Here is a 21,201-nt window from a genome sequence, read left to right on the forward strand (position 1 = left end):
ACCCGTACCCCAAGGACCCTCGAAAGGCGGCTGTTGCATGAGCACCATCACCATGACGCTGAGTTCTCCCACCGTGGAACTCAAGGACGGCAAGGGCTCCCTTACGGCCTCGGTCACCAACGGAGCGCCGGGCCCCGAACGGGTGGTACTCGGGGCTTTTCCGGGGGCCGGTGCCGGTTCAGCGGGCGCGGGTTCAGCGGGCGCAGGTTCAGCGGGTGCGGGCTCAGCGGGCGCGGGCTCAGCGGGCGCCGCCACCGCCGCGACGCCGACGTACACGACCATTCCGAATCCGCTACGGACCATCGCGGCCGGCGCTACCGAGCAGTACCTGGTCAATTTCGATACCACCGGCGCGGCTCCCGGCTCGTATCCCGTGAAGCTCATCGCCTACTCCGCCGACGACGCCCCCGAGGACTACGCCGACCAAGCCCACGTAGTCACGCTGACCGTCGCCCAACCCGCAGAATCGCCCAAGCCGAAGCCCGGGTTCCCTTGGTTGTGGGTGGTAGTCGGCGGCGTGGTGCTGTTGGCCGCGATCGGCGGGGTGGTCTGGTTCTTGCTGAAGGATGTCACGGTGCCTGACGTCGTCGGAAAGTCCCAAGCGGATGCCGTGCAGATCCTCAAGGACGCGGGCTTCTCCTCTACCACCACGGAAAAGGAAAGCTCGGCGGCTGAAGGGTCCGTGGTCACCCAGAACCCGGAAGCCAACAAGTCCGCGGGGCGGGGCTCGAACGTCAACCTCGAGATAGCGACGCCCGTCAAAGCGGTGGTTCCGGCTGTGCTGGGGATGCGCATCGAAGACGCGAGGACCGCATTCCAGGGCGCGAAGATCCAACTGGACTTCACCCAGGGCTCGGCCTGCACCGCTACACCGCCCGGTTTCATCCAAAGCTGCGTGGTGACCGGCGTGAACCCTGATGTCGGCAGTAAGGTCAACATCAACGCTTTGGTCCTGGTCCGGACGGAACTGCGGTCCAGAATCATCATCGAACCCAACCCGATCAACATCTGCAAGACCAATCCGCAGATTTGCGCGATCAAGCAATAGGTGTTGGTGCCAAAAAAGCCACGGCTCATGAAAAGATCAACCATGCGTCCGATGCAGCACTCCAGCAAACTAGAGAACGTCCGCTACGAACTCCGAGGCCCCATCCTCCAGGCAGCCAAGACCATGGAGGCCGAAGGGCACCGGATCCTCAAGATGAACCTCGGGGACACCGCGCCGTTCGGACTGGAGGCACCCGAGTCAGTGGTGGTGGACATGATCCACCACCTCCGCGGCGCCCAAGGGTACAGCGACTCCAAAGGCATCTTCACTGCCCGGACCGCGATTTCGCAGTACTACCAGACCCAAAACCTGATGAATATCGGCGTCGAGGACATCTTCATCGGCAATGGCGTGAGCGAACTGATTTCCATGACGCTGCAGGCGTTCCTCGAAAACGGCGACGAAGTCCTCATCCCGGCCCCGGACTATCCGCTGTGGACGGCCACTGTGACCCTCACGGGAGGCAAGCCGGTGCACTACCTCTGCGACGAGAACCAGAATTGGTGGCCGGACATGGCCGACGTCGAAGCCAAAATCACCAAGCGCACCAAGGCGATCGTCATCATCAACCCGAACAACCCCACCGGTGCGGTGTACCCGCGCTACATCCTAGAGCAGTTCGCCTACCTGGCCCGGAAGCACAACCTGGTCCTGTTCTCGGACGAGATCTACGAGAAAATCCGCTACGAGGACGCCAAGCACATCCACACTGCATCGGTCGCGGACGATGTTTGCGTCCTGACATTCAGCGGACTCTCCAAGGCCTACCGCATGCCCGGATACCGCGCCGGCTGGGTTGCCGTGACCGGCCCGCACGCGGCCACCGCCGAGTACCGCGAAGCGCTGGAACTGCTGGCTTCCCTCCGGCTTTGCTCCAATGTTCCGGCCCAGCACGCCATCCAGACGTGCCTCGGCGGGTACCAAAGCATCGAGGAACTCATCAGGCCCGGAGGCAGGCTCCGCGAACAACGGGACCTCGCTTGGAAACTCCTCACCGCCATACCCGGCGTGAGCTGTGTTCCGGCTGCCGGGGCCATGTATTTGTTCCCCCGCCTGGATCCGGAGATCTATCCGATCGCGAGCGACGAGAAATTCGTGCTCGACCTCCTGCAGGACCAGAAAATCCTGGTTTCCCACGGCACGGCGTTCAATTGGCCCACTCCGGACCACTTCCGGTTCGTCATCCTGCCTTCGGTCCGCGACATCGAAGAGGCCGTGCGCAGGATCGCGACCTTCCTCGCCACGTACCGGACCCGCACGCCGGACGCGGTGGCCGCCGGCTAGTTTTCAGTCACTTGCCGAGCCACTTACGCGCAGGGCGTTGATGATGGCCGGAATGGAGCCGATGAGCATGACGAGCGCCCATACCAGGGCCACCACCACGGTGATGAGCGCCCAAAACTGGTCCCCGATGGACACCAGCGGACCCGGAAGGAAGCCGTGGATCAGGCCCAGGATAATCTGCAGGACCACCGAGACGAGCAGCAGGACCACAAGTCCGGTGACCTTCAGGAACTTGGGCTGGCTCAGGACCAGCAGCACGGCGAAGACGATCTTCAGCAGCAGCAAGAGCCCAAGGACGGCGGCCGCCTGGCTCGTGGGAAAGCTCCCCCACAATGCCAGGTAGGCCAGCGTCCCGAAAGGTGCTGCGACGAACAGGCCGAACATCAGGAAGAGCTTCGCCAACGCCAGAAGTGCCGCGAAGAACGCGCCCACCACCCACAGGAACGTGACAATCAACGTCACGAGTCCCTGGACCCGGCCATAGATGCGGAGCTCCATGATGAGGCTGAGTCCCAGCATCAGCACGGTGAACAGGAGCAGGCCGTCCACGAACGCGAGGAACCCGATTCCCGCTCCTGGCGGCGCAGACGAGGCGCGCTGCGTCTTCAGGAAGACATCGACCGGAACGCCAAGCTTGTCCGCGTCGGCGGCGGAAACGGGGTCGACGGCGGTCCCTCCCAAAAGAATGGACAGGCCGATTTCGGCCAACACCGCCAGGGCGAACACGATCACGGCGGCGAGGAAGAACGGCCGGCGGAGGGCATCCGGGGATGGTCCGCCACGCAGTTCGCCGAGGCCCGATCCGCGCCCCAGCTGCGACCCCCGACCCCACCACGCTGCGGCCATGGCTCCATTGTGGCAGTTCACGGCTTGAAAACAACGTCCCGTTCCGCTCGCTCTCCACTCCTTGGGGGTAGCGTTTCCCTATGAACGAGCAGAAGCCTGAAGACGTTTACACACACGGCCACCACGAGTCCGTAGTACGCGCCCACGCCTCGCGGACGGCCGAGAATTCTGCGGCGTTCGTCATCCCGCATCTCACCTCCGGGACGTCAGTGCTCGACGTCGGATGCGGACCCGGGAGCATCACGTGCGACTTCGCGGAACTGGTGGCTCCCGCTAAGGTCATCGGGCTCGACCGTTCGGCCGAGATCGTGGCCCAGGCTTCCGAACTCGCGTCCGAGCGCGGCGTGGAAAACGTGGAATTCGCCACCGGCAACATCTACGACCTCGATTTCGAAGACGAAACCTTCGATCTCGTCCACGCGCACCAGGTCCTGCAGCACCTGACCGACCCCGTGGCAGCCTTGCGCGAGATGCGCCGCGTCGCCAAGCCCGGCGCGATCGTCGCGGTGCGGGATGCGGATTTCCATGGCATGAGCTGGTATCCAGAGGTCCGCGAGCTCGACGACTGGATGGAGCTTTACCAGAAGATCGCGCGCCGGAACGGTGCGGAGCCCGACGCCGGGCGGCGGCTTGTGTCGTGGGCACAACAGGCGGGCTTCACCGACGTCGCGCCCTCCAGCAGCAATTGGCTCTACGCGACCGCCCAGCAGCGACGCTGGCAGTCGCGTGTCTGGAGCGAGCGCGTGCTGCATTCGGCCTTTGCCGAACAAGCGCTTGAATACGGGCTCGCGAACGAGGCGGACCTGGCGCGGATCGCTGCCGGCTGGCACCGCTGGGGGTCCACGGACGACGGTTTCTTCCTGATCCCGAACGGTGAGGTCATCGCGCGGGCATAAAGTCGACGTCGTAAGCGCAATGCATGTCGAAATTCCGCGCGCAGTTCCGACCCCGATGTGAAAGCACCCAAGCAGGGCGCCCTTCTGAAGGAGTTTGAGATGAAATACATGATCATGATGTTCGGTTCCGCCGAAGGAATGATGGAAACCGCCGACCCCGAATGGATCAGGGAAATGATCGGCTTCATGATCCAGATCGACAAGGACCTCAGCGACTCCGGCGAGATGGTCTTCAACGCGGGATTGGCCGATCCCGGTACAGCAAAGCTCGTGAAGCAAACGGGCAACGGGGTCATCACCACCGACGGACCATTCGCCGAAGCCAAGGAATCCCTGATCGGATACTGGGTGGTGGATGTGGCGAGCGAGGAACGGGCCGTTGAAATTTGTTCCAGCATTGTGAAGTACGCGCCGGTGGTTGAGCTCCGCCGCGTCCAGGATGCGCCTCCGGAGGTCTAGCGTTTGGCTCGGCCAGCCGGGGAAACCGTGATCGAGGACCTGCTGCGCACGCTCGCGCCGCAGGTCCTCGGCATGCTCGCGCGCAAGCACGGCCAGTTCGCCGAATGCGAAGACTCCGTCCAGGAGGCCCTCCTTGACGCCGCGTTGCAATGGCCGGATGCAGGCGTCCCGGACAATCCGCGCGCGTGGCTGACGACGGTGGCCACCCGCCGCTTGGTAGACCATTGGCGCAGCGAAAGCGCCCGGCAAGCCCGTGAACTGCGCTCCGCGGCCCTCGAACCACCGCCGCCCGAGGTTCCCGTTGACCAAGATACCCTCACGCTCCTTTTCCTCTGCTGCCACCCGTCGCTCTCATCACCTTCGCAGTTGGCACTGACATTGCGTGCGGTCGGAGGACTCACGACGGCGGAAATCGCCAGTGCGTTCCTGGTCCCGGAAGCCACCATGGGCCAGCGGATCAGCAGGGCGAAGCAGGGCATCAAGAAGGCGGGAGCCCATTTCGAGCTTCCGCGACCGGCCGAGCGCAAGGCGAGGCTCGGCGTCGTACTCCACGTCCTGTACCTGATTTTCAACGAAGGCTACGCCGCGAGCTCCGGGCCTTCCATGCACCGCGAGGACCTGACCGCCGAGGCGATCCGGCTGGCGCGGCTCCTCTGGGGACTGCTCCCGGAAGAACCGGAAGTGGGCGGGCTCTTGGCCCTGATGCTCCTCACCGATGCCCGGCGCGCGGCGAGGTCGCTGCCGGACGGCATGCTGGTTCCGCTCGCCGAGCAGGACCGCGGACTGTGGGATGCCGCCCGGATCTCCGAGGGGCTCGAATTGCTCCCCAAGGTCCTGGGCGCCGGGCCTCCGGGGCCGTACCAGGTGCAAGCGGCCATCGCCGCCGTCCACGCTGAAGCGGTTTCGGCCGAGCAGACCGATTGGCCGCAAATCCTTGCGTTGTACAACGTCCTCGAGGCGATTGCGCCCGGTCCGGTCGTGACCCTTAACCGGGCTGTCGCGGTCGCGATGGTGAAGGGGCCCGAGGCGGCCCTGCAACTTCTGGACGGGCTCGACGGCGGGCTGGCGCAGGCTTCCGGGGCGGCGTTGCCCGGGCTGGCACAGGCTTCGGGGCTGGCGCAGGCTTCCGGGCTCGCGCGGTGGCACCGGGTCGACGCCGTCCGTGGGCACCTGCTTGAGATGTCCGGCGACCCTGTACGTGCCCGCGAGTGCTTCCTCGCCGCCGCGAAGAAGACCGGAAGCCTCCCGGAGCGTCGCTACTTACTCTGGAAAGCGGCGAAACTTGGGCAGTTTTCCACATAGCGCAGATAACCCCTGCCGGTGCCGAGTGGCTCTGCATAGCCTCGAACCATGACCATTCAAGCCGGCTTCGAACGAGGAGCTGTCTATCCGTAGCGTCCACGCACTCGCCGCCGGGCATTTGGATTGGGAGCATCGGGACCCGTTCGACAGGCTGATCGCTGCCCAGGCCATCGTGGAATCCATGGTGGTCATAACGGCCGACCGGGAATTTCACGCATTCCCGTTGGTCGAGACTCTCTGGTAAATGGAAACAATCGGCGCCTCCAGCTCAATCACCCCAAGAAAGCAATAGCCGGGCGTCCGGACTGCGTTCAGCTTGGCCGTAAGCTTGATCGGTGCAAATTTCCCTTTGGCTGGCATTGGTTGGCGCCGGCACCCTGATCAGTTTCACCCCGGGCGCGGGCGCCATTTCCACGATGAGCAATTCGCTCAACTCGGGATTCCGCCGCTCCATCTGGGGAGTGTTCGGCCAACAGACCGCCCTGATCATCCACATCCTGATAGTGGCCCTCGGCGTGGGCGTCTTGGTTTCAAGTTCGCCGCTGCTCTTCAACATCATCCGCTACACGGGTGCGGCGTATCTGGTGTACATGGGCATCCGGCAATTCCTGCACCGGCCGGACCTGGACAAAGAAAAGGTCGAAGCCAAGCGCAACGAACCGGCGTGGTCGATGTTCCAGAGGGGCGTCTGGGTCAACCTGCTCAACCCCAAAGCGATCGTCTTCTTCCTGGCTTTCATGCCGCAATTCATCCGCCCGGAGCAGCCGCTCGTTCCCCAGTATTTGATCCTCAGCGCAACGGTCGTCTTCATCGACGTCTGCGTCATGTGGTTCTTCTTTGCTTTGGCCGCCCGTTCATTCCAGCGGTTTACGCACAATGAGCATGGGCAGAAGGTCCTCAACCGCACCTTTGGCGTGCTGTTCATGTGCGTGGGCGTTCTGCTCGCCGTCATCCACTGACTGACCAAGGCCTCCGAGCCGTGAGGGCCCGGCTACTACTACCGGCTTAGCCGAAGTTCCTGCTCAGGACCCTTTCCTACCAAGGAACGCGCGTGCCATCCCAGGATCAGAGGGCCCCTGGTGTGGCCATCGTCGGGAATGAGCGCGAGACGAACGACTCCCGTAGCCGCCTCGGCCGGTTCGCCGCCGACGGACATAACGCACACCATGGTCGAGCAATTGCCGCGCCGTCTGGAATCCGATGCCGCTGTTGCCTCCGGTCACCAACGCGACTAGGCAGGCCGGCGTAGTTCCGGCCGGTGGCGCACGCGGGACACATCGCCGAAATAGTGTGCCGCCATGACGGGCGGGTCCCCGTTTATTCGGGCTCCTGGCAGGGGCGGGGCCGTTGACCGGTAGCTATGCCCGGTGGGGGTGTGGATTTCGATGAGGTGCCGTATGGCGGGGCGTGTTGTCGCTGCTCCGGGGCGTGTTGCTCCGATTTGCGCTCTCCAGCCAGGGAGTTCCTTCGTGTAATTGCATGCTTCGCACAACCCGGCCCCGTTATTCAGTCCGGTGATGCCTCCCTGATGCCAGGGGAGGATGTGGTCAAAATGCCTGATCGGCGCGTCGCAGTATGGGGTCCGGCAGGTATCGTCACGGACCTGGATGAAGCGCCGCTGCCGGGCGGAGAACAACCGTGCCCTCGAATCCGCAGCAACAAGCTCCCCGGTCCCGGGGGCCGTGTAGAGGCGCCGCAACCAGACCCTGAATTCGTGGTCCCCGGACTCGGGCTGCTCCGCTTGGGACTGTCCTGGATGGTCTGGCCGGCTCGGTCCTACGTGGCCTGATCCTGCGTAGCCAGGTCCTGGCCGGCTCGGTCCTGCGTAGCCTGCTCCTGGCCGGCTCGGTTCTGCGTAGCCTGCTCCTGGCCGGCTCGGTTCTGCGTGGCCTGGTCCTGCGTGGCCTGCTCCTGCGTGGTCTGCTCCTGCGTGGCCAGGTTTTGTCCCGCCTTGCGTGGTGTCGTTACTGCCGGGATTTCCGGCCAGCAGTGCCCTTGCCCAGGCCGCGGGCACGATCCCATACCCCGGTAGGCGCGCCGGCTCACTGTCGCCCTGGAACAAGGTCCTGTCCGTCATGACCAACTGGATCTCCACGCCCGAAACACCTCCAGCGGTCCCCGTGATGCGCTCAACCAGGGCATCGGCCATGACCTGCCCCCGGGACCGAGGGTCCCCAGTGGTGGCGCGGAGGGTGTCCGCATGCCGGCTCAACGCCGCGTGCACCGCGACGCCCTGGGCGACCGGCAGAAGCGCCGTCAGGTACGTCATGGTGTCCGGAGCCGGGCGCAGGCTCACGCACCGCTCGGTGGCCGCGCGGCTGGCACGTTCGGTCACCGTGCGCGGATCCCGCCGGTACGCCGCCGCCCGGGCCGCCGCAACGATGGCCTTGTCCCCGGCGCCGTCGAAGGACCCCGAGTCGGCGGCCAATTCCTCGTCCACCGCGCACCGGTCCTCGGCGGACAGGCAGGCCGTTTCCTTCACCAACAGGGTGGCCCGCCATTCGTTCATACGCCCGGCGTCCAGGGCGGCGAGGGTACGGGGCATCTCCATCACCAACGCCCTCGCCAAACCCAGGAATCGCGACCCCCGGGCCGGGGACTCCCGCCGCGCCAACGCCACCTGCGCCGCGACACCGCGGCCGCGCTCCTCTACCGGAACACCCGCTGCCGCCTGGAACTGCTGCTGGGCCGCATCGAACGCCACAGTGATCCTCGCCTGCGCAGCCGCGACCGCCGACTTCAAATCCTCAAGTGCCCGCAACTGGTCAATCAGTTCAGCGGACAGTTCGGTAAGCCCGGCTTCACTGCCGTGGACGCCGGGCCGGATCGCCTTCACCGCATCGATCAAGTCCCGCACACGGACGCTCCGGACCGCGCCGCCCGGGACAGCACCAGCCGGGACCGCGCCGCCCGAAGGCGCGCCCGTCCCGATCAGCTGCGTTCCCTGAATGCCGTCCATAAGAAAAGCCTCCCAGCGACCACTGACATTTTTAGGCCGGAGAACCACCATCAGGCGAAAAAATCACGAATTTCTTTTTCGGCTGCTGCGCGAGCATCGCTTTCCAGCTGGAAAAGGACCGTTACCCGGGCGCACGCCGCGGCGAGGAGCCCCCACCTTGAGCCGGTACCCGGTACCCAGCACCCCTACGCAGCATGGACGCTACTTGCTTTTGAAGCTGAGAGGGTCGGTTCCGCTCTTCCATGTCAAGACGTCTGATCGAATTTCAATAGGCTTTGCAAGGAATTGAAAGACCCACTTTTCCTGTTCAGCCGGGTCGCCGGCACATCCAGCCGCATCGAGCGCCAGCTTTTCGACAACGGGAGCGCTCCCTGTGATCATTGCCGGTCCGCTGACCGGATTGCATGGAGTTTCGGCGGTGAGCTCAAGCCCACCGTTCTCGGAATTCAGCTGCACCGTGAGCCCGCCAGCTGCCCGTGGGAGGGTGGCACCGTTCGACGTCCCCGAAATGCTGACGTATTGAGAACACGGTGTGGAGGGGAGGAACGGCGCGTAGGACACCTGTGGAGATACAGAACCGGCCGGAGGCGGAGTGGGTGCCACCGTGCCGGCTTTGCCGAGCGGACCGGACGCGCATTACGTCACGTAGAGGCCAACGAAAGACCTACCCCGTGGACCCGCGCACCACCAGCGAACTCTCGAGCGTCACCTGCGGTTGCTCCAGTTCGCGGCCTTCCATCAGGCCGCGCAACTGTTCGCCGGCTTTGAGTCCCAAGGGGGTGGCGGGCAAGTGCACACTGGTCAGGCTCGGATTGCTCGTAGCCGAATAAGGCAAGTCATCAAAGCCGGCGACGGCGAGTTGCTCGGGGATCCGGACTCCAGCCACCCGGGCTTCCTGCAGCACACCGTAGGCGTGGGTATCGGTTCCGCAGACGACGGCGGTGACCCCGGCCCGCTCCCACGCCGGCCAAGCCGCGGCGAAAGCAGCCGCCGCTGCTCCGACGTCGATGGTTGTGCTGACGGTGTGATGGTCCGCAACGGAAACACCGCGGGCGCGGGCTTCATCGAGGAACGCGGCGCGGCGGACGTCGAAGGTCGCAGTCCCGGTCACGCTGTCCATGTAGGCAACCCGGGTGTGGCCGGATTCGGCCAGGTGGGCTGCCAATTCGCGGGCACCGTGCGCGACGTCGAGGTTCACGGAAGGGGCGTAGGCTTCCAGCCCGGGCGCGTCAAGGAGGACCAAAGGCCCGGTGATTGACAGTTCCTCCAAGAACAACGCATTGGGTGCGTCCACGAGCAAGCCGGCCGGGCGAAGCGCGAGGAGCTTCCGGACGTCGTCCGCCTGGGGGAACTCGCCGGCGTCGGTCACGGAGAGCAGCAATTGGTAGTCGGAGCCAAGGGCTTCGCGGACCCCGGCGATGACCTTGGCAAAGAAGGGGTTGGAGATATCCGGCGCCACGAGGATCACGATCGAGCTCACGCCCTTGGCCAAAGAGCTTCCGATGCCATCCACCACGTAGCCCAGTTCCGCGATCGCCTGGCGGACACGCGAGATGTTGTCCTCGGAGACCCTGCCCTGGGTTTTACCGTTGGCAACCAGGGATACGGTCGCGGTGGAAACGCCTGCCCGGGAAGCCACCATTGCCGCCGTGACGCGCTGGGCTCGAGCCTGCGGTGTTTGTACTCGTTCCGCCGATTCCATACATCGATCGTAGCCGGAATCTCGGCGCCACAGTCGCGGCAAGGCATCAAGCGCTTGACGCAATTCACGTTAAGCGCTTGACGCAGGCCGCGATCCGATGCCAGAATTCCGTTAAATGCTTTAGCGCCCTGCCGGGGCAAAAACTTCGGCAGGCCCCAATGACGTGGAGATGACCATGGATCCCAACACCATGACCCGTGAACGCAAGAAGATCATCCTGGACTGTGACCCCGGGCATGACGACGCCGTTGCCCTCTTGCTGGCGCACGGAAATCCGGACATCGAGTTGCTCGCGGTGACCACCGTCGTCGGCAACCAGACGCTCGAAAAAGTCACGCGCAACGCCCTTTCCGTCGGAACCATCGCGGGCATCACCGGTGTTCCCTTCGCCGCCGGTTGCGATCGGCCGCTGGTCCGTTCCATCGAAACCGCACCGGATATCCACGGAGAAACCGGCATGGACGGCCCGGACCAGCCGGAGTCCGCAATCGAGCTGGACCCGAGGCACGCCGTCGACCTCATCATTGAGACGGTCATGGCGCACGAGCCGGGCACCGTGACCCTCGTCCCGACGGCGGGACTGACCAATATCGCGATGGCAGCACGCAAGGAGCCGCGCATCGTCGAACGCGTCAAGGAAGTAGTCCTCATGGGCGGCGGCTACCACGTGGGCAACTGGAGCGCCGTGGCAGAGTTCAACATCATCATCGACCCCGAGGCCGCCCACATCGTCTTCAACGAAAAATGGCCCGTGGTGATGGTCGGCCTGGACCTCACGCACCAAGCGCTCGCCACCCCAGAGGTCGTCGGGAAGATCGCCGCCATCGGCACCAAGCCTGCCAAGTTCGTCATGGAACTCATGGAGTTCTTCACGAAGACCTACAAGGATGCCCAGGGTTTCGACTACCCGCCGGTCCACGACCCCTGCGCCGTTGCCTACGTCATCGATCCCAGTGTGATGACCACGCGCAAAGTCCCCGTGGACATCGAACTGCAAGGCAAGCTCACCCTTGGCATGACTGTCGCGGACTTCCGCGCCCCCGCCCCGGCGGACTGCCACACCTCCGTGGCAGTGGACCTCGACCACGAAAAGTTCTGGAACCTGGTCACCGACGCGATCATCCGGATCGGCGAGCCAGTTGAACCAGGCGAGCCAGGCACACAAGCGCACGACGGCGGAGCTGCCGCAGGCGAAGTCCTTGAACCCGCCGTAGCGGGCGGCATGGCAGGAGAGGCCAAGTAAATGACCACCTTGACCAACACCAACAAGACCAGCCGCGGCAACGTCACGGCACTGATGGTCGCCCTCCTCGCAGCATGCGTGGCGTTCCAGCTCAACGCGTCCATGCTCAGCCCCGCCCTGGTCACCATGGGCAACGAACTCCACACGGACCAGGCCGTAATCGGACTCTCGCAGACGTGGTTCTTCACCGCCGCCGCCTTGTTCTCCCTCTTCCTGCCGAGGCTCAGCGATATCGTGGGCCGCAAGAAGATCCTCGTCGGCATGATGATCCTGATGGCCGCGGGTTCCGTCATCGCGGCGCTCGCCCCGGACGTCACGTGGCTTTTCGTGGGCCGCATCATCCAGGGCGTCAGCGGTCCCACGGTGCCGCTGTGCCTCATCATGCTGCGCTCCGCCGTCGACAACCCCCGCAAATACGGTGCGTTGATGGGCCTCATCACCGCCGTCAACGGCGGCGTGGCGGGCGTTGACTCCTTCGTGGGTGGCTACTTCGCCGAGCACTTCGGTTTCCGCAGCATCTTCTGGCTCATGGTCGGCCTCGCCCTCATCGCCACTGCCCTGATCGCGTTCCTGGCCGACGAAAGCAAGCCTGCGGCCGGCACCACCATGGACTGGTGGGGCGTGCTCTTCATCGTGGTGGCAGTCGGCGCCCTCCTGACGGCCCTCAACGAAGGATCCAAGCTGGTCAGCGGCTACTCCGCCGGCACCCTGACGCTCTCGATCGGACTGATCATTGTGGCCGTGGTGGCGTTCGCCGCCTTCTGGAGGACTGAGAAGCGGGCCAAGCAACCGATGGTGGAAACCGTCCACTTGCGCCAGCGCTCCACGTGGGCACCGCTCCTTACCACCACCCTTGCCATGACGGGCATCTTCGCCGTCATCAACGGAATCGTGCCGGCCTACGTCCAGGCCTCAGCACCGGGATTCGGCGTCGGCCCCACCGAAATGTCGCTCATGATCCTCACCCCGTACGCCCTCCTGGGCTGGGTCTTCGGTCCGATCAGCGGCCGCCTCGCACCGGTCCTCGGCTACACGAAGGTCCTTCGCATCGGCATGATCGGCAGCATTGCCGCCCTGGCATTTATCGCGTTCTTCGGCCTCAACAGCCTGCCGCTCATGATCGTTGGAACCGCCTTGCTAGGCATCATGTACGCCGGTACGGTCAACATCATGCTCAACGGACTCGGCGTCGTCCTCTCCCCCGCCGGCAACCCCGGGTTCCTGCCCGGCATGAACGCCGGGGCGTTCAACCTCGGCGCGGGCTTGAGCTTCCTCGTGTTGCCCGCCGTCCTCGTTGCCACCACCGCCGCGGGCGACGTCAAGACGTCCTACTTGACCGACGTCATCGTCGGCTTGGTCATCACGGTCGCCGCGTTCGCGGCGTCGCTCCTGATTCCCAAGCCGCTGGAAGCCGAGGTAGCGAAGTGAACGGCCGGATCGTCGTCGTCGGCTCCCTGAATGCCGACCTGACTATCTATTGCGAGCGCCTCCCGCTCCCGGGCGAAACCGTCCACGGCAACGGCTTCTCCGTCAACCCCGGCGGCAAAAGCGCGAACCAGGCTGTGGCGGCAAGCAAGTTGGGCGGCGATGTCAGCCTCATTGGCGCCGTCGGGAAGGACCCGAACGGGGACATGCTCATCGCTTCAACGGAAGGCGCGGGAGTGGATGTCTCCCGCGTCCGCCGTTCCGGGGACGTAGCCACCGGCGTCGCGGTGATCGCGGTGGACGAACACGGCGAGAACAACATCATCATTTCGGCCGGCGCCAACGGCACCCTCGCGCCCGCGGACGTAGCAACTGAAGCCTTCGACGGTGCCGCGGTCCTGTGCCTGTGCCTCGAGGTGGCCTTGGAGACCGTCGAGGCGGCCGCCAAAACAGCGCACGACGCCGGCGCGACAGTCCTGCTGAACCTCTCGCCGTACGGGGAAATGCCGGAAAGCCTCGCGGCCTTGAGCGACGTCCTGCTGGTCAACGCGCACGAGGCTTCCCTGTTCCTGGGCGAGGCCGAGATGCCCCTTCCGACGGCGCCCGCGAGCGAGTGGGAAGGCGTACGGAGCCAGTTCGCGGACCGCGGTTTGGAGCGGGTCCTGGTTACCCTCGGCTCGCAAGGCTCGGTGGTCTTGGATTCGCAGGCAGCCGCCGGAGAACGGGTGGTCCGGATCGCGCCCACCGAGGTCCAGGCCGTGGATACAACCGGAGCCGGCGACGCCTTCACGGGTGCTGTGGCTGCCCGCCTTGCCGCGGGAGAACCCCTTGCCGAGGCAGCGGCGTTCGCCTCGGTCGCCGCAGCTCTGGCGACCACCAAGAAAGGCACCCAGGCGGCCTATCCCGGCGTCGAGGATGTAGTTCGGCACCGGTCCTAGCCTGCCCCTGTCCGCCCGGACGGCCCGGGGGTAAGCTCTGTCCATGAGTGCCGTCAGCATCTCCGGGCTCGTGAAATCGTTCGGTCGGTTCAAGGCCCTGGACGGACTGGACCTTGAGGTCGAGGAAGGCGAAGTCCACGGCTTCCTCGGCCCGAACGGGGCGGGCAAATCAACCACGCTCAGGATCCTGCTAGGCCTCCTCCGGGCAGATGCCGGAACCGTGAAGGTGCTGGGGGCGGATCCTTGGCGCGACGTGGTTCCCCTTCACCGGCGCATGGCCTATGTCCCCGGTGATGTGAGCCTGTGGCCCAGCCTTACCGGCGGCGAGGCGATCGACCTTCTGGGCAGGCTCCGCGGGGGCTTGGACGACAAACGATGCGATGAATTGCTGGAAGCCCTCGAACTGGATCCGACAAAGCGCGGACACACCTATTCAAAGGGAAACCGGCAGAAGGTTGCCATCATTGCCGCCTTGTCCTCCAACGCCGAACTCCTGATCCTCGACGAGCCAACCTCGGGCCTCGACCCCCTCATGGAAGCCACTTTCCGCGAAGAAATCCGCTGGGAGCGGTCGCTGGGTCGCAGCGTCCTGCTTTCGAGCCACATCCTCGCCGAAGTGGAAGCCCTCGCGGACCGCATCAGCATCATCCGCAAGGGCAAAGTGGTGGAGACGGGCAGCCTCGAGCAGATGCGTTCCCGCGCCCGTACCAACGTCTCCGCGACGATCGACGGCAACGCGGCCCTCCTGACCACCCTTCCCGGCCTCGCTGACCTGAGGATTGAAGGGCACCGCGTGCATTTCAGCGTGGACTCGGAGAACCTCGGGGACGCGATGAGCGTCCTTTCCCACCATGGAATGTCGGCGCTCACGGTTTCGCCGCCGAGCCTTGAGGATTTGTTCCTCCAGCATTACGGCGACCCGTCGGACCTGTCCGTGGAGCACGACGACGAACAGATGGCCCCATCGTTCTTCGACAGGCACGGCCGCAGGCGCGCGGAATGATCCAGGCGCTGACGGGAACCGGGCCCCTGCTCCGGCACGCGATCGGCCTGGACTTCCGGAAGCTGCTCCCGTGGCTGCTCATCTTCGCGGTGTTCCCCTTGATTGCCTTTTCGGCTTATCCGTCGCTGTTTCCTTCGCAGGCTGATGCGGTGGTGCTCCAGTCGACGCTGTCCGCCAATCCGGCCTTCTCGCTCCTCTTCGGGCCCGCGACGGACCTCAGCACGGCGATCGGTTTCACCACTTGGCGAATCCAGATGTTCGGCATGTTCTTCGCTGCCCTCATGGCGATACTGACGGTAACCCGGCACACGAGGGCGTCCGAGGACACCGGACAAGCGGAACTGCTGGACTCCGGGGTCGTCGGCCGGCACGCACGGCTTGCGTCGGCTCTCGTTCTCGCATGGCTTGCTTCCGCCGCGGTGGGTCTCCTGGTGGCCGTCACGTTGGCATTTGCCGGTGCGCCGCCGTCGTCCGCGTATGCCCTCGGAAGCATGCTGACGGGCACCGGAATCGTGTTCGCCGGCGTCGCTGCGGTGACGGCGCAACTGGGCTCCGTGGCGCGCGTCGCCAACACGCTCGCGGCAACGGTGCTCGGCATCTCCTACCTTGTGCGCGGGCTCGGCGACACGTTCCCCGGCGCGGACTGGATCCTCTGGTTCAGCCCCATGGGATGGGCGGAGAGCATCCGGCCGTCCGCCGAAAACAACCCTTGGCCTTTCCTGCTCTTGCTTGTGGCAAGCATCGGCCTGGCGTTCTGGGCGGCGTGGCTCTCCTCTCAACGCGACTTCGGCCTCGGGCTCATCCCCACGAGGCCGGGTCCTGCACGCGGCCGCGTCGGCATGTGGGGCCTGACGGCCAAGCTGAACCGGCTCCCCTTGTGGACGTGGGGCGTGAACCTCCTGGTCCTCGGCTCGGTGTTCGGACTGGTCACCGGGGCATTGAGCAGCGTGTTCGCCAGCAATCCGTTCGTCAAGCAAATGATCGCGTTCCGTGTGGCCACGGAGGAACAGTTGGCATACGGATTCGTCGAAGTCCTGGTGCTGCTCCTGGGAATCATCGGGGCAGTGGTGGGCATCCAGCTCGCCTTGCGCTTCTATGCTGAAGAGGAAGAGCGCCGGTCGGAATGGGTTTTGTCCGCGCCGTTATCGCGGCTGAGCCATGTCGCTCCGACCGTCGTAGTGTCGGTCGCCGCGCCCGCCGCGGGAATGATCCTGTGCTCCCTGGCCTTGGGAATTGCTTCCAATATGTCGGGCACACCGCTCGACGTCTGGAAGGTCGTCCTGCAAGGGATTGCCGAGCTCCCTGCCATTTGGCTCGCCGTCGGAGTCGCGGTGGCCCTGGTCGGGTGGGCTCCGCAACTACGCTCGCTCGCTTGGCTCCTCCTGGTCTATTGGCTGCTGCTCACGTTCTTCGGACAAGTGTTGAAAGCTCCGGAATGGTTGATGGACACGAGCCCTTTCCACGTGGTGCCCCACGTGTTTTCGGACGGCACCGATTGGGGTGCGGCGTGGTGGAGCCTGGTGCTCGCAGCGGCCCTGGTGGCTGCCGGCCTTGACGGGTACCGGCGTCGGGATTTGGTGTGCACTTAAGGCCGTTCGCTGGCAATTGCGGCCGCGCCGCTACTACTCCTTCGCCAGCGTCTTTACAAATTCTTCCGGCAACTACCCGTTCGACTAGCCAAGACGGGGTGGCATCCCTCATGCTTGCTGCATGTACTCAGCGTCGAGCCCATACCGCATCATCACCGTCTGCACGGGAAACATCTGCCGCTCCCCCATGGCTGAGCTGATGTTGACCGAAGCGTTCGACGCCGGAGGGCTGGGTGGCGCTGTGGTTGTGGACTCCGCGGGGACTACTTCGTACGAGGTCGGGCACCCCATCGATCCGCGCGCGGCCCGGGTCCTGACTGCCAACCGCATCCAGTCCGGGAAGCACATTGCGCGGAGCTGGCGGCCCGAGTGGTTCCGCGAGCGGGACCTGATCCTGGCCCTCGACGTCGACCACTACGGCTGGCTCCACGAAGCGGCCCCGGACTCCGAAACCCTCGGCAAGATCCGGATGCTGCGTAGCTTCGACCCCACCGCGGCCGGCCGAAGCACGCTGGACCTGGGCATCGAGGATCCTTGGTACGGCGGCCACGACGATTTCGACATTACGTGGAACCTGATCAGCGCGGCCGTCCCCGGCATTGTCGCGCACGCCAGGAGCGTCCTCGCCGAACGGCAGCAGGGCGCCGGACAGCTACTCGACCCACAGCAGGTACGCTCTATTTCATGACCCCAGCACCCGTGATCATCGCCATCGATGGCCGTTCCGGCGCGGGAAAGACAACCCTCGCCGTCGAACTCGCCGCCCGACTCCGCATGCATCACAAGGTGTCGCTGTTCCACCTTGAGGACATTTATCCCGGCTGGAACGGGCTTGCCGCGGGAATCGAGCGGTACGTCACCACGGTCCTGTCGCCGCTGCGGCAGGGCGACGCCGCGGAATGGGTCAGTTGGGACTGGGCCAACCACTACGACGGCCGGACCCACGTGACTTTGCCCGCCGAGATCGTGATCGTGGAAGGCGTCGGCGCCGCCGCCAACACCGCGCGGCCCATGCTGGACGCCGTGATCTGGGTGGACGCGCCCGACGACGACCGCAAGAGCCGCGCCCTGGTGCGGGACGGCAGCAGCTACGAGCCCTATTGGGACACCTGGGCGGCGCAGGAAGACGAATGGCTGGATGCCGACGACGTCCTGGACAACGCCGACGTCCACGTCCTCAACCGGGCCGACGGCCATGCGCCTGAAGATGTCCTGCAAGCGCTGAACTACCTTCCCGCGCTCTCCCCCGTACTGGCCCCCGAACTCTCGGCACGCCGCGGATTGCAGCTCCGGGCCGAACGCATCGGCGCCGCACCCCGCGCCGCCGAGCTCTTCCATACCCTGTACGGCGAATCGGCCAACGCCGTCTGGCTCGATTCCTCGAACGCGGCCTCCGACGCCAGCGCCTACGTCAACCCCGAGATCGCGAACGCCGCCGAGCGCAGCCGCTTCAGCATCCTGGCGGACGACGGCGGATCGTTCGGCCAATCGGTCCTGCACAGTTGGGGTGCCACCCGGCTCAGCGCCGGTTGCGCAACCGTGGAGACCACCGGTCCCTTTTTCCGCTGGCTGGACACCGTGTGGGGACGAAAGGCACTCAGGGCGCCTGAAGGCTACGAGTGTGAATTTACGCTGGGCTGGCTCGGCTACCTCGGCTATGAGCTGAAGCGGGAGACCGGCGGCAACGACGTCCACTCAACAACCCCTGACGCCGCGCTGCTTTTCGCCGGCCGTGCCGTAGTGATCGACCACCGCGACAACGCCGTGTGGCTGCTCGCCCTTGAAGCTCCCGACGCCGACGATTGGTTGGAGCTGGCACGGCAAGCAGTGCACTCGTCCGCCCGGATTCCGGCGCCTGAAGCGGGCGGCGGGCCAGACCGCGCGGCCGGGGATCCCGCCGTCGGGCACTGCGGGGTGGTGCCCGAATTCGCGAGCCGCGATACCGAAGACGAATACAAAGTGAAGATCTGCGACGCCCAGGCGCAGATCGCCGAGGGCAACACCTACGAAGTCTGCCTGACCACCACGGTGAGTGCCGTGGATCCCGGGCTCGATCCGTGGCAAAGCTACCTCACGCTGCGGCGCCGCAACCCGGCACCTTTCGCGAGCTACCTGAGGTTCGGCGAGCTGGTGGTGGCCAGCACGTCGCCGGAGCGTTTCCTGCGGATTGCGTCCGACGGCGCCATGCGGGCCGAGCCGATCAAGGGGACCCGGGCGAGGGCGTCCGATCCGGGCATCGACGAAGCGCTGCGGTGGTCGCTCGAAAACTCGGTCAAGGACCGTGCCGAGAACATCATGATCGTGGACCTCCTCCGCAACGACCTCAGCCATTTCGCCGTTCCCGGCTCGGTCACGGTGAGCCGGCTGTGCGCGGTGGAAAGCTACGCGACGGTGCACCAAATGGTGAGCACGATCGACGCCCGCTTGCGGCCCGGCGCCCCCCGTGCCGAGGCGGTGGCGGCGGCGTTCCCCGCCGGCTCCATGACGGGCGCGCCGAAGATCAGCACCATGGACATCCTCGATGAGCTCGAGTCGGGGCCGCGCGGGGTCTACTCCGGTGCGATCGGCTACTTTTCGCTCAACGCGGCTACCGATCTCGCCGTCGTGATCCGGACTTTGGTGATGAGTCCCGACGGCGACGGCGGCCGGACCTTGAGCCTTGGCGTCGGGGGCGCCATCACCGCGGATTCCAGGCCCTTCGAGGAGTACGAGGAAATCCGGACCAAGGCATTCGGCGTCCTCTCGGCCCTCGGCGCGGAATTCCCCTCCCCCTAGGAGTTTGTGTACACCTCGCACCCCTTAAGACCGTTCTTAAGGGGTGCGAGGTGTACGCAAACTAGTCGTGTTCTTCGGTGCGGGCGCGGATTGTCCGGACGTCTTTGTGCGTGATCGCGTAGTAGATGAGGCTGGAGATGATCGCCCCGACGAACCATGAGTACGGGCCCAGGCCCGAGCCTCCCGGCAGGAACGTCTGCAGCGCCGGAACCAGCGCCAAAATGCCCGCGACGACGGCGGCCGGCACCAAAGCGGCTACCGCTTTGAGGTTCCAGCCCTTCGTATAGAAGTAAAGGCCCTTCTCGTCCTCGTGGTACAGGTCCGAAACCTTGCAGCGCTGGTGCCGGATACGGAAGAAATCCGTGAAGATGACGCCGAACAACGGGCCAAGGAGCGCACCCAGTCCGCCAAGGAAATACACGATCACCACCGGGCTGCTGAAGAGGTTCCACGGCAGGATCACGATCGCGAGGAGCGCACTGATGAGGCCGCCGCGGCGGAAATCGATCCGGTGCGGGGCCACGTTGGCGAGGTCATAGGAAGCCGAGACGAAATTGGCCACGACGTTGATGCCGATGGTCGCCACCACGAAAGTCACGGCGGCGATGATGGTGATCCACGGATTCCTGATGGCCTGGACAATCGCCACGGGATCGGTGATGACCTTGAACATGTCCTGCCCCTGGTACTGGTCCTTGGTGAAGTAGGACGCAGCGCCGGCCGTGACAACCACCGTCACCAGGGCAAAGGCGATAAAGTTCACGGGAAGTCCCAGGAAGTTTCCACGCAATATGGTCCGGCGGTCCGGCGAGAAGCGGGAGAAGTCGCAGAAATTCAGGAGCAGCGCGGCAAAGTACGTGACGGTCAAGGCGATGGCCGAGAAGAACTGCGTCACCGCGGCGGGGCCGTCGAGGGGTGCGACTCCGGGGATCGAAAGGCTGAATTTGTCGCCCGCCTGGGTCAAGATGTACACGGCGAGCGCGAACATGGCCACCCAAATCGCCGGGCCGGCCCAGTCCTGGAACTTCCGGACCGTTTCCATGCCGCGGCGGATGACCAGCAACTGGACCGCCCAGAGCACCAGGAACGCGGCCCAGCCGAGCGGGGTAAGGCCAAGGATGTGGGGTGCGTCCTGGCCGTCGAGGGGCGTCAGTTGGGGCCAGACGGAAAACACCAGGACCAACACGGCCTCGGACGCGAGCCAGGTCTGGATGCCATACCAGGCGATGGCGATCAGCGCCCGGATCAACGCAGCGAGGTTGGCGCCGAACAGCCCGAACGACATCCGCGCGAGGACCGGGTACGGGACACCGGTTTTCTGCCCCGCGGTCCCGGCGAAGTTCATGAGGAAGTACACCAAAGTAATGCCCACCACGAGCGCCAGGAACACTTGCCATCCCACTAGCCCGGTAATGAAGAGCCCGGCGGCGAACGTGTACCCGGCAATGCTGTGCACATCGCACATCCAGAGGGCGAAGAGGCTCCGGACCCGCCAATTGCGTTGCCTGGCAGGAGCGAGGTCCGCGTTCCATAGCCGGTCGCTGACGAGCCGTCCTTCGGCCAGGATCCGGACCTTTTCCGGATATTCCTCGCCGGGCTCGGGACGATCCTGCGTAGCTTGGGTCTGGTTTTTCCGGGCCATGATGCCTCCGAACAATTCCTCCGATGCAGGCTTTGCTTACAGAATCGCCCCATTACGCCGGGAAGGAAAGACCCCGACGGCGGTGGGCAC

19 protein-coding genes are annotated in these 21,201 nt (G+C 65.1%); 15 read left to right on the forward strand and 4 right to left on the reverse strand.

Annotated features, from left to right (window positions below):
- The first annotated feature begins 37 nt into the window (after window positions 1–37).
- Both ABCW42_RS18375 and ABCW42_RS18380 read left to right on the forward strand, forming a co-directional pair.
- The gene (locus tag ABCW42_RS18375; RefSeq protein ID WP_423182537.1) at window positions 38–1,048 is read left to right on the forward strand and encodes a PASTA domain-containing protein; all 1,011 of its coding nucleotides are present in this window, start codon (window positions 38–40) and stop codon (window positions 1,046–1,048) included.
- Window positions 1,049–1,090: 42 nt separating this feature from the next.
- Window positions 1,091–2,332, forward strand: coding sequence for a pyridoxal phosphate-dependent aminotransferase (locus tag ABCW42_RS18380; protein WP_423184948.1), 1,242 nt, complete (start codon window positions 1,091–1,093; stop codon window positions 2,330–2,332).
- Between the two features lie 3 nt (window positions 2,333–2,335).
- Here ABCW42_RS18380 and ABCW42_RS18385 read toward each other — a convergent pair whose 3' ends face one another.
- A complete protein-coding gene (locus tag ABCW42_RS18385) occupies window positions 2,336–3,178 on the reverse strand; it encodes a hypothetical protein (RefSeq protein WP_423182538.1) in 843 nt (280 codons plus the stop codon).
- Between the two features lie 80 nt (window positions 3,179–3,258).
- Between ABCW42_RS18385 and ABCW42_RS18390 the strand changes: the two genes are divergently transcribed.
- The 6 genes from ABCW42_RS18390 to ABCW42_RS18415 all read left to right on the forward strand — a co-directional run bounded on the left by ABCW42_RS18390 (window position 3,259) and on the right by ABCW42_RS18415 (window position 7,070).
- Window positions 3,259–4,074, forward strand: a complete 816-nt coding sequence (locus tag ABCW42_RS18390; protein WP_423182539.1) for a methyltransferase domain-containing protein — start codon at window positions 3,259–3,261, stop codon at window positions 4,072–4,074.
- A 99-nt stretch (window positions 4,075–4,173) separates the two neighbouring features.
- Window positions 4,174–4,533: a YciI family protein gene (locus ABCW42_RS18395; protein ID WP_133204766.1), complete on the forward strand. Its 360-nt coding sequence runs from the start codon at window positions 4,174–4,176 to the stop codon at window positions 4,531–4,533.
- 72 nt (window positions 4,534–4,605) lie between these two features.
- Window positions 4,606–5,835, forward strand: a complete 1,230-nt coding sequence (locus tag ABCW42_RS18400; protein WP_423184949.1) for an RNA polymerase sigma factor — start codon at window positions 4,606–4,608, stop codon at window positions 5,833–5,835.
- Between the two features lie 118 nt (window positions 5,836–5,953).
- Entirely contained in the window at window positions 5,954–6,079 is a 126-nt protein-coding gene (locus ABCW42_RS18405; protein WP_423182540.1) for a hypothetical protein, read from the forward strand.
- 91 nt (window positions 6,080–6,170) lie between these two features.
- Window positions 6,171–6,794, forward strand: coding sequence for a LysE family transporter (locus ABCW42_RS18410; protein ID WP_423182541.1), 624 nt, complete (start codon window positions 6,171–6,173; stop codon window positions 6,792–6,794).
- A 138-nt stretch (window positions 6,795–6,932) separates the two neighbouring features.
- Window positions 6,933–7,070 carry a hypothetical protein gene (locus ABCW42_RS18415; RefSeq protein ID WP_423182542.1) on the forward strand — a complete coding sequence of 46 codons (138 nt, stop codon included), beginning with the start codon at window positions 6,933–6,935 and terminating at the stop codon, window positions 7,068–7,070.
- Here ABCW42_RS18415 and ABCW42_RS18420 read toward each other — a convergent pair.
- Window positions 7,067–8,794, reverse strand: coding sequence for a DUF222 domain-containing protein (locus ABCW42_RS18420; RefSeq protein ID WP_423182543.1), 1,728 nt, complete (start codon window positions 8,792–8,794; stop codon window positions 7,067–7,069). The two genes, ABCW42_RS18415 and ABCW42_RS18420, sit on opposite strands and share 4 nt — an antisense overlap.
- 664 nt (window positions 8,795–9,458) lie before the next feature.
- Window positions 9,459–10,496 carry a LacI family DNA-binding transcriptional regulator gene (locus ABCW42_RS18425; protein ID WP_423182544.1) on the reverse strand — a complete coding sequence of 346 codons (1,038 nt, stop codon included), beginning with the start codon at window positions 10,494–10,496 and terminating at the stop codon, window positions 9,459–9,461.
- A 175-nt stretch (window positions 10,497–10,671) separates the two neighbouring features.
- On the opposite strand from ABCW42_RS18425, the gene ABCW42_RS18430 reads away from it, so the two are divergent.
- The 7 genes from ABCW42_RS18430 to pabB all read left to right on the forward strand — a co-directional run bounded on the left by ABCW42_RS18430 (window position 10,672) and on the right by pabB (window position 19,469).
- Window positions 10,672–11,739, forward strand: a complete 1,068-nt coding sequence (locus ABCW42_RS18430; RefSeq protein WP_423182545.1) for a nucleoside hydrolase — start codon at window positions 10,672–10,674, stop codon at window positions 11,737–11,739.
- The gene (locus ABCW42_RS18435; RefSeq protein WP_423182546.1) at window positions 11,740–13,167 is read left to right on the forward strand and encodes an MFS transporter; all 1,428 of its coding nucleotides are present in this window, start codon (window positions 11,740–11,742) and stop codon (window positions 13,165–13,167) included.
- A complete protein-coding gene (locus ABCW42_RS18440) occupies window positions 13,164–14,102 on the forward strand; it encodes a ribokinase (protein WP_423182547.1) in 939 nt (312 codons plus the stop codon). Before ABCW42_RS18435 ends, ABCW42_RS18440 begins: the two co-directional genes overlap by 4 nt.
- Before the next feature lie 43 nt (window positions 14,103–14,145).
- Window positions 14,146–15,105 carry an ATP-binding cassette domain-containing protein gene (locus ABCW42_RS18445; RefSeq protein WP_423182548.1) on the forward strand — a complete coding sequence of 320 codons (960 nt, stop codon included), beginning with the start codon at window positions 14,146–14,148 and terminating at the stop codon, window positions 15,103–15,105.
- Complete coding sequence (locus tag ABCW42_RS18450; RefSeq protein WP_423182549.1) at window positions 15,102–16,694, forward strand: ABC transporter permease; 1,593 nt, start codon at window positions 15,102–15,104, stop codon at window positions 16,692–16,694. The genes ABCW42_RS18445 and ABCW42_RS18450 overlap by 4 nt, the downstream gene beginning before the upstream one ends.
- A gap of 121 nt (window positions 16,695–16,815) precedes the next feature.
- Window positions 16,816–17,382: a low molecular weight protein-tyrosine-phosphatase gene (locus ABCW42_RS18455; protein ID WP_423182550.1), complete on the forward strand. Its 567-nt coding sequence runs from the start codon at window positions 16,816–16,818 to the stop codon at window positions 17,380–17,382.
- Complete coding sequence (pabB, locus tag ABCW42_RS18460; protein WP_423182551.1) at window positions 17,379–19,469, forward strand: aminodeoxychorismate synthase component I; 2,091 nt, start codon at window positions 17,379–17,381, stop codon at window positions 19,467–19,469. Before ABCW42_RS18455 ends, pabB begins: the two co-directional genes overlap by 4 nt.
- 61 nt (window positions 19,470–19,530) lie before the next feature.
- Here pabB and ABCW42_RS18465 read toward each other — a convergent pair whose 3' ends face one another.
- Window positions 19,531–21,111, reverse strand: a complete 1,581-nt coding sequence (locus ABCW42_RS18465; RefSeq protein WP_423182552.1) for an NCS1 family nucleobase:cation symporter-1 — start codon at window positions 21,109–21,111, stop codon at window positions 19,531–19,533.
- Between the last annotated feature and the right edge of the window lie 90 nt (window positions 21,112–21,201).

The organism is Arthrobacter sp. NyZ413 (assembly GCF_049390645.1).
Taxonomy (GTDB): Bacteria; Actinomycetota; Actinomycetes; order Actinomycetales; family Micrococcaceae; genus Arthrobacter.

Bases quoted from the DNA above. Each gene is read 5' to 3' on its own strand.
- ABCW42_RS18400 (WP_423184949.1), top strand. From the start codon at position 4,606: ATGCTCGCGCGCAAGCACGGCCAGTTCGCCGAATGCGAAGACTCCGTC.
- ABCW42_RS18420 (WP_423182543.1), bottom strand. From the start codon at position 8,794: ATGGACGGCATTCAGGGAACGCAGCTGATCGGGACGGGCGCGCCTTCG.
- ABCW42_RS18385 (WP_423182538.1), bottom strand. From the start codon at position 3,178: ATGGCCGCAGCGTGGTGGGGTCGGGGGTCGCAGCTGGGGCGCGGATCG.
- ABCW42_RS18445 (WP_423182548.1), top strand. From the start codon at position 14,146: ATGAGTGCCGTCAGCATCTCCGGGCTCGTGAAATCGTTCGGTCGGTTC.
- ABCW42_RS18395 (WP_133204766.1), top strand. From the start codon at position 4,174: ATGAAATACATGATCATGATGTTCGGTTCCGCCGAAGGAATGATGGAA.
- ABCW42_RS18425 (WP_423182544.1), bottom strand. From the start codon at position 10,496: ATGGAATCGGCGGAACGAGTACAAACACCGCAGGCTCGAGCCCAGCGC.
- ABCW42_RS18455 (WP_423182550.1), top strand. From the start codon at position 16,816: ATGTACTCAGCGTCGAGCCCATACCGCATCATCACCGTCTGCACGGGA.
- ABCW42_RS18465 (WP_423182552.1), bottom strand. From the start codon at position 21,111: ATGGCCCGGAAAAACCAGACCCAAGCTACGCAGGATCGTCCCGAGCCC.
- ABCW42_RS18390 (WP_423182539.1), top strand. From the start codon at position 3,259: ATGAACGAGCAGAAGCCTGAAGACGTTTACACACACGGCCACCACGAG.
- ABCW42_RS18435 (WP_423182546.1), top strand. From the start codon at position 11,740: ATGACCACCTTGACCAACACCAACAAGACCAGCCGCGGCAACGTCACG.
- ABCW42_RS18380 (WP_423184948.1), top strand. From the start codon at position 1,091: ATGCGTCCGATGCAGCACTCCAGCAAACTAGAGAACGTCCGCTACGAA.
- ABCW42_RS18375 (WP_423182537.1), top strand. From the start codon at position 38: ATGAGCACCATCACCATGACGCTGAGTTCTCCCACCGTGGAACTCAAG.
- ABCW42_RS18415 (WP_423182542.1), top strand. From the start codon at position 6,933: ATGAGCGCGAGACGAACGACTCCCGTAGCCGCCTCGGCCGGTTCGCCG.
- ABCW42_RS18430 (WP_423182545.1), top strand. From the start codon at position 10,672: ATGGATCCCAACACCATGACCCGTGAACGCAAGAAGATCATCCTGGAC.
- ABCW42_RS18450 (WP_423182549.1), top strand. From the start codon at position 15,102: ATGATCCAGGCGCTGACGGGAACCGGGCCCCTGCTCCGGCACGCGATC.
- pabB (WP_423182551.1), top strand. From the start codon at position 17,379: ATGACCCCAGCACCCGTGATCATCGCCATCGATGGCCGTTCCGGCGCG.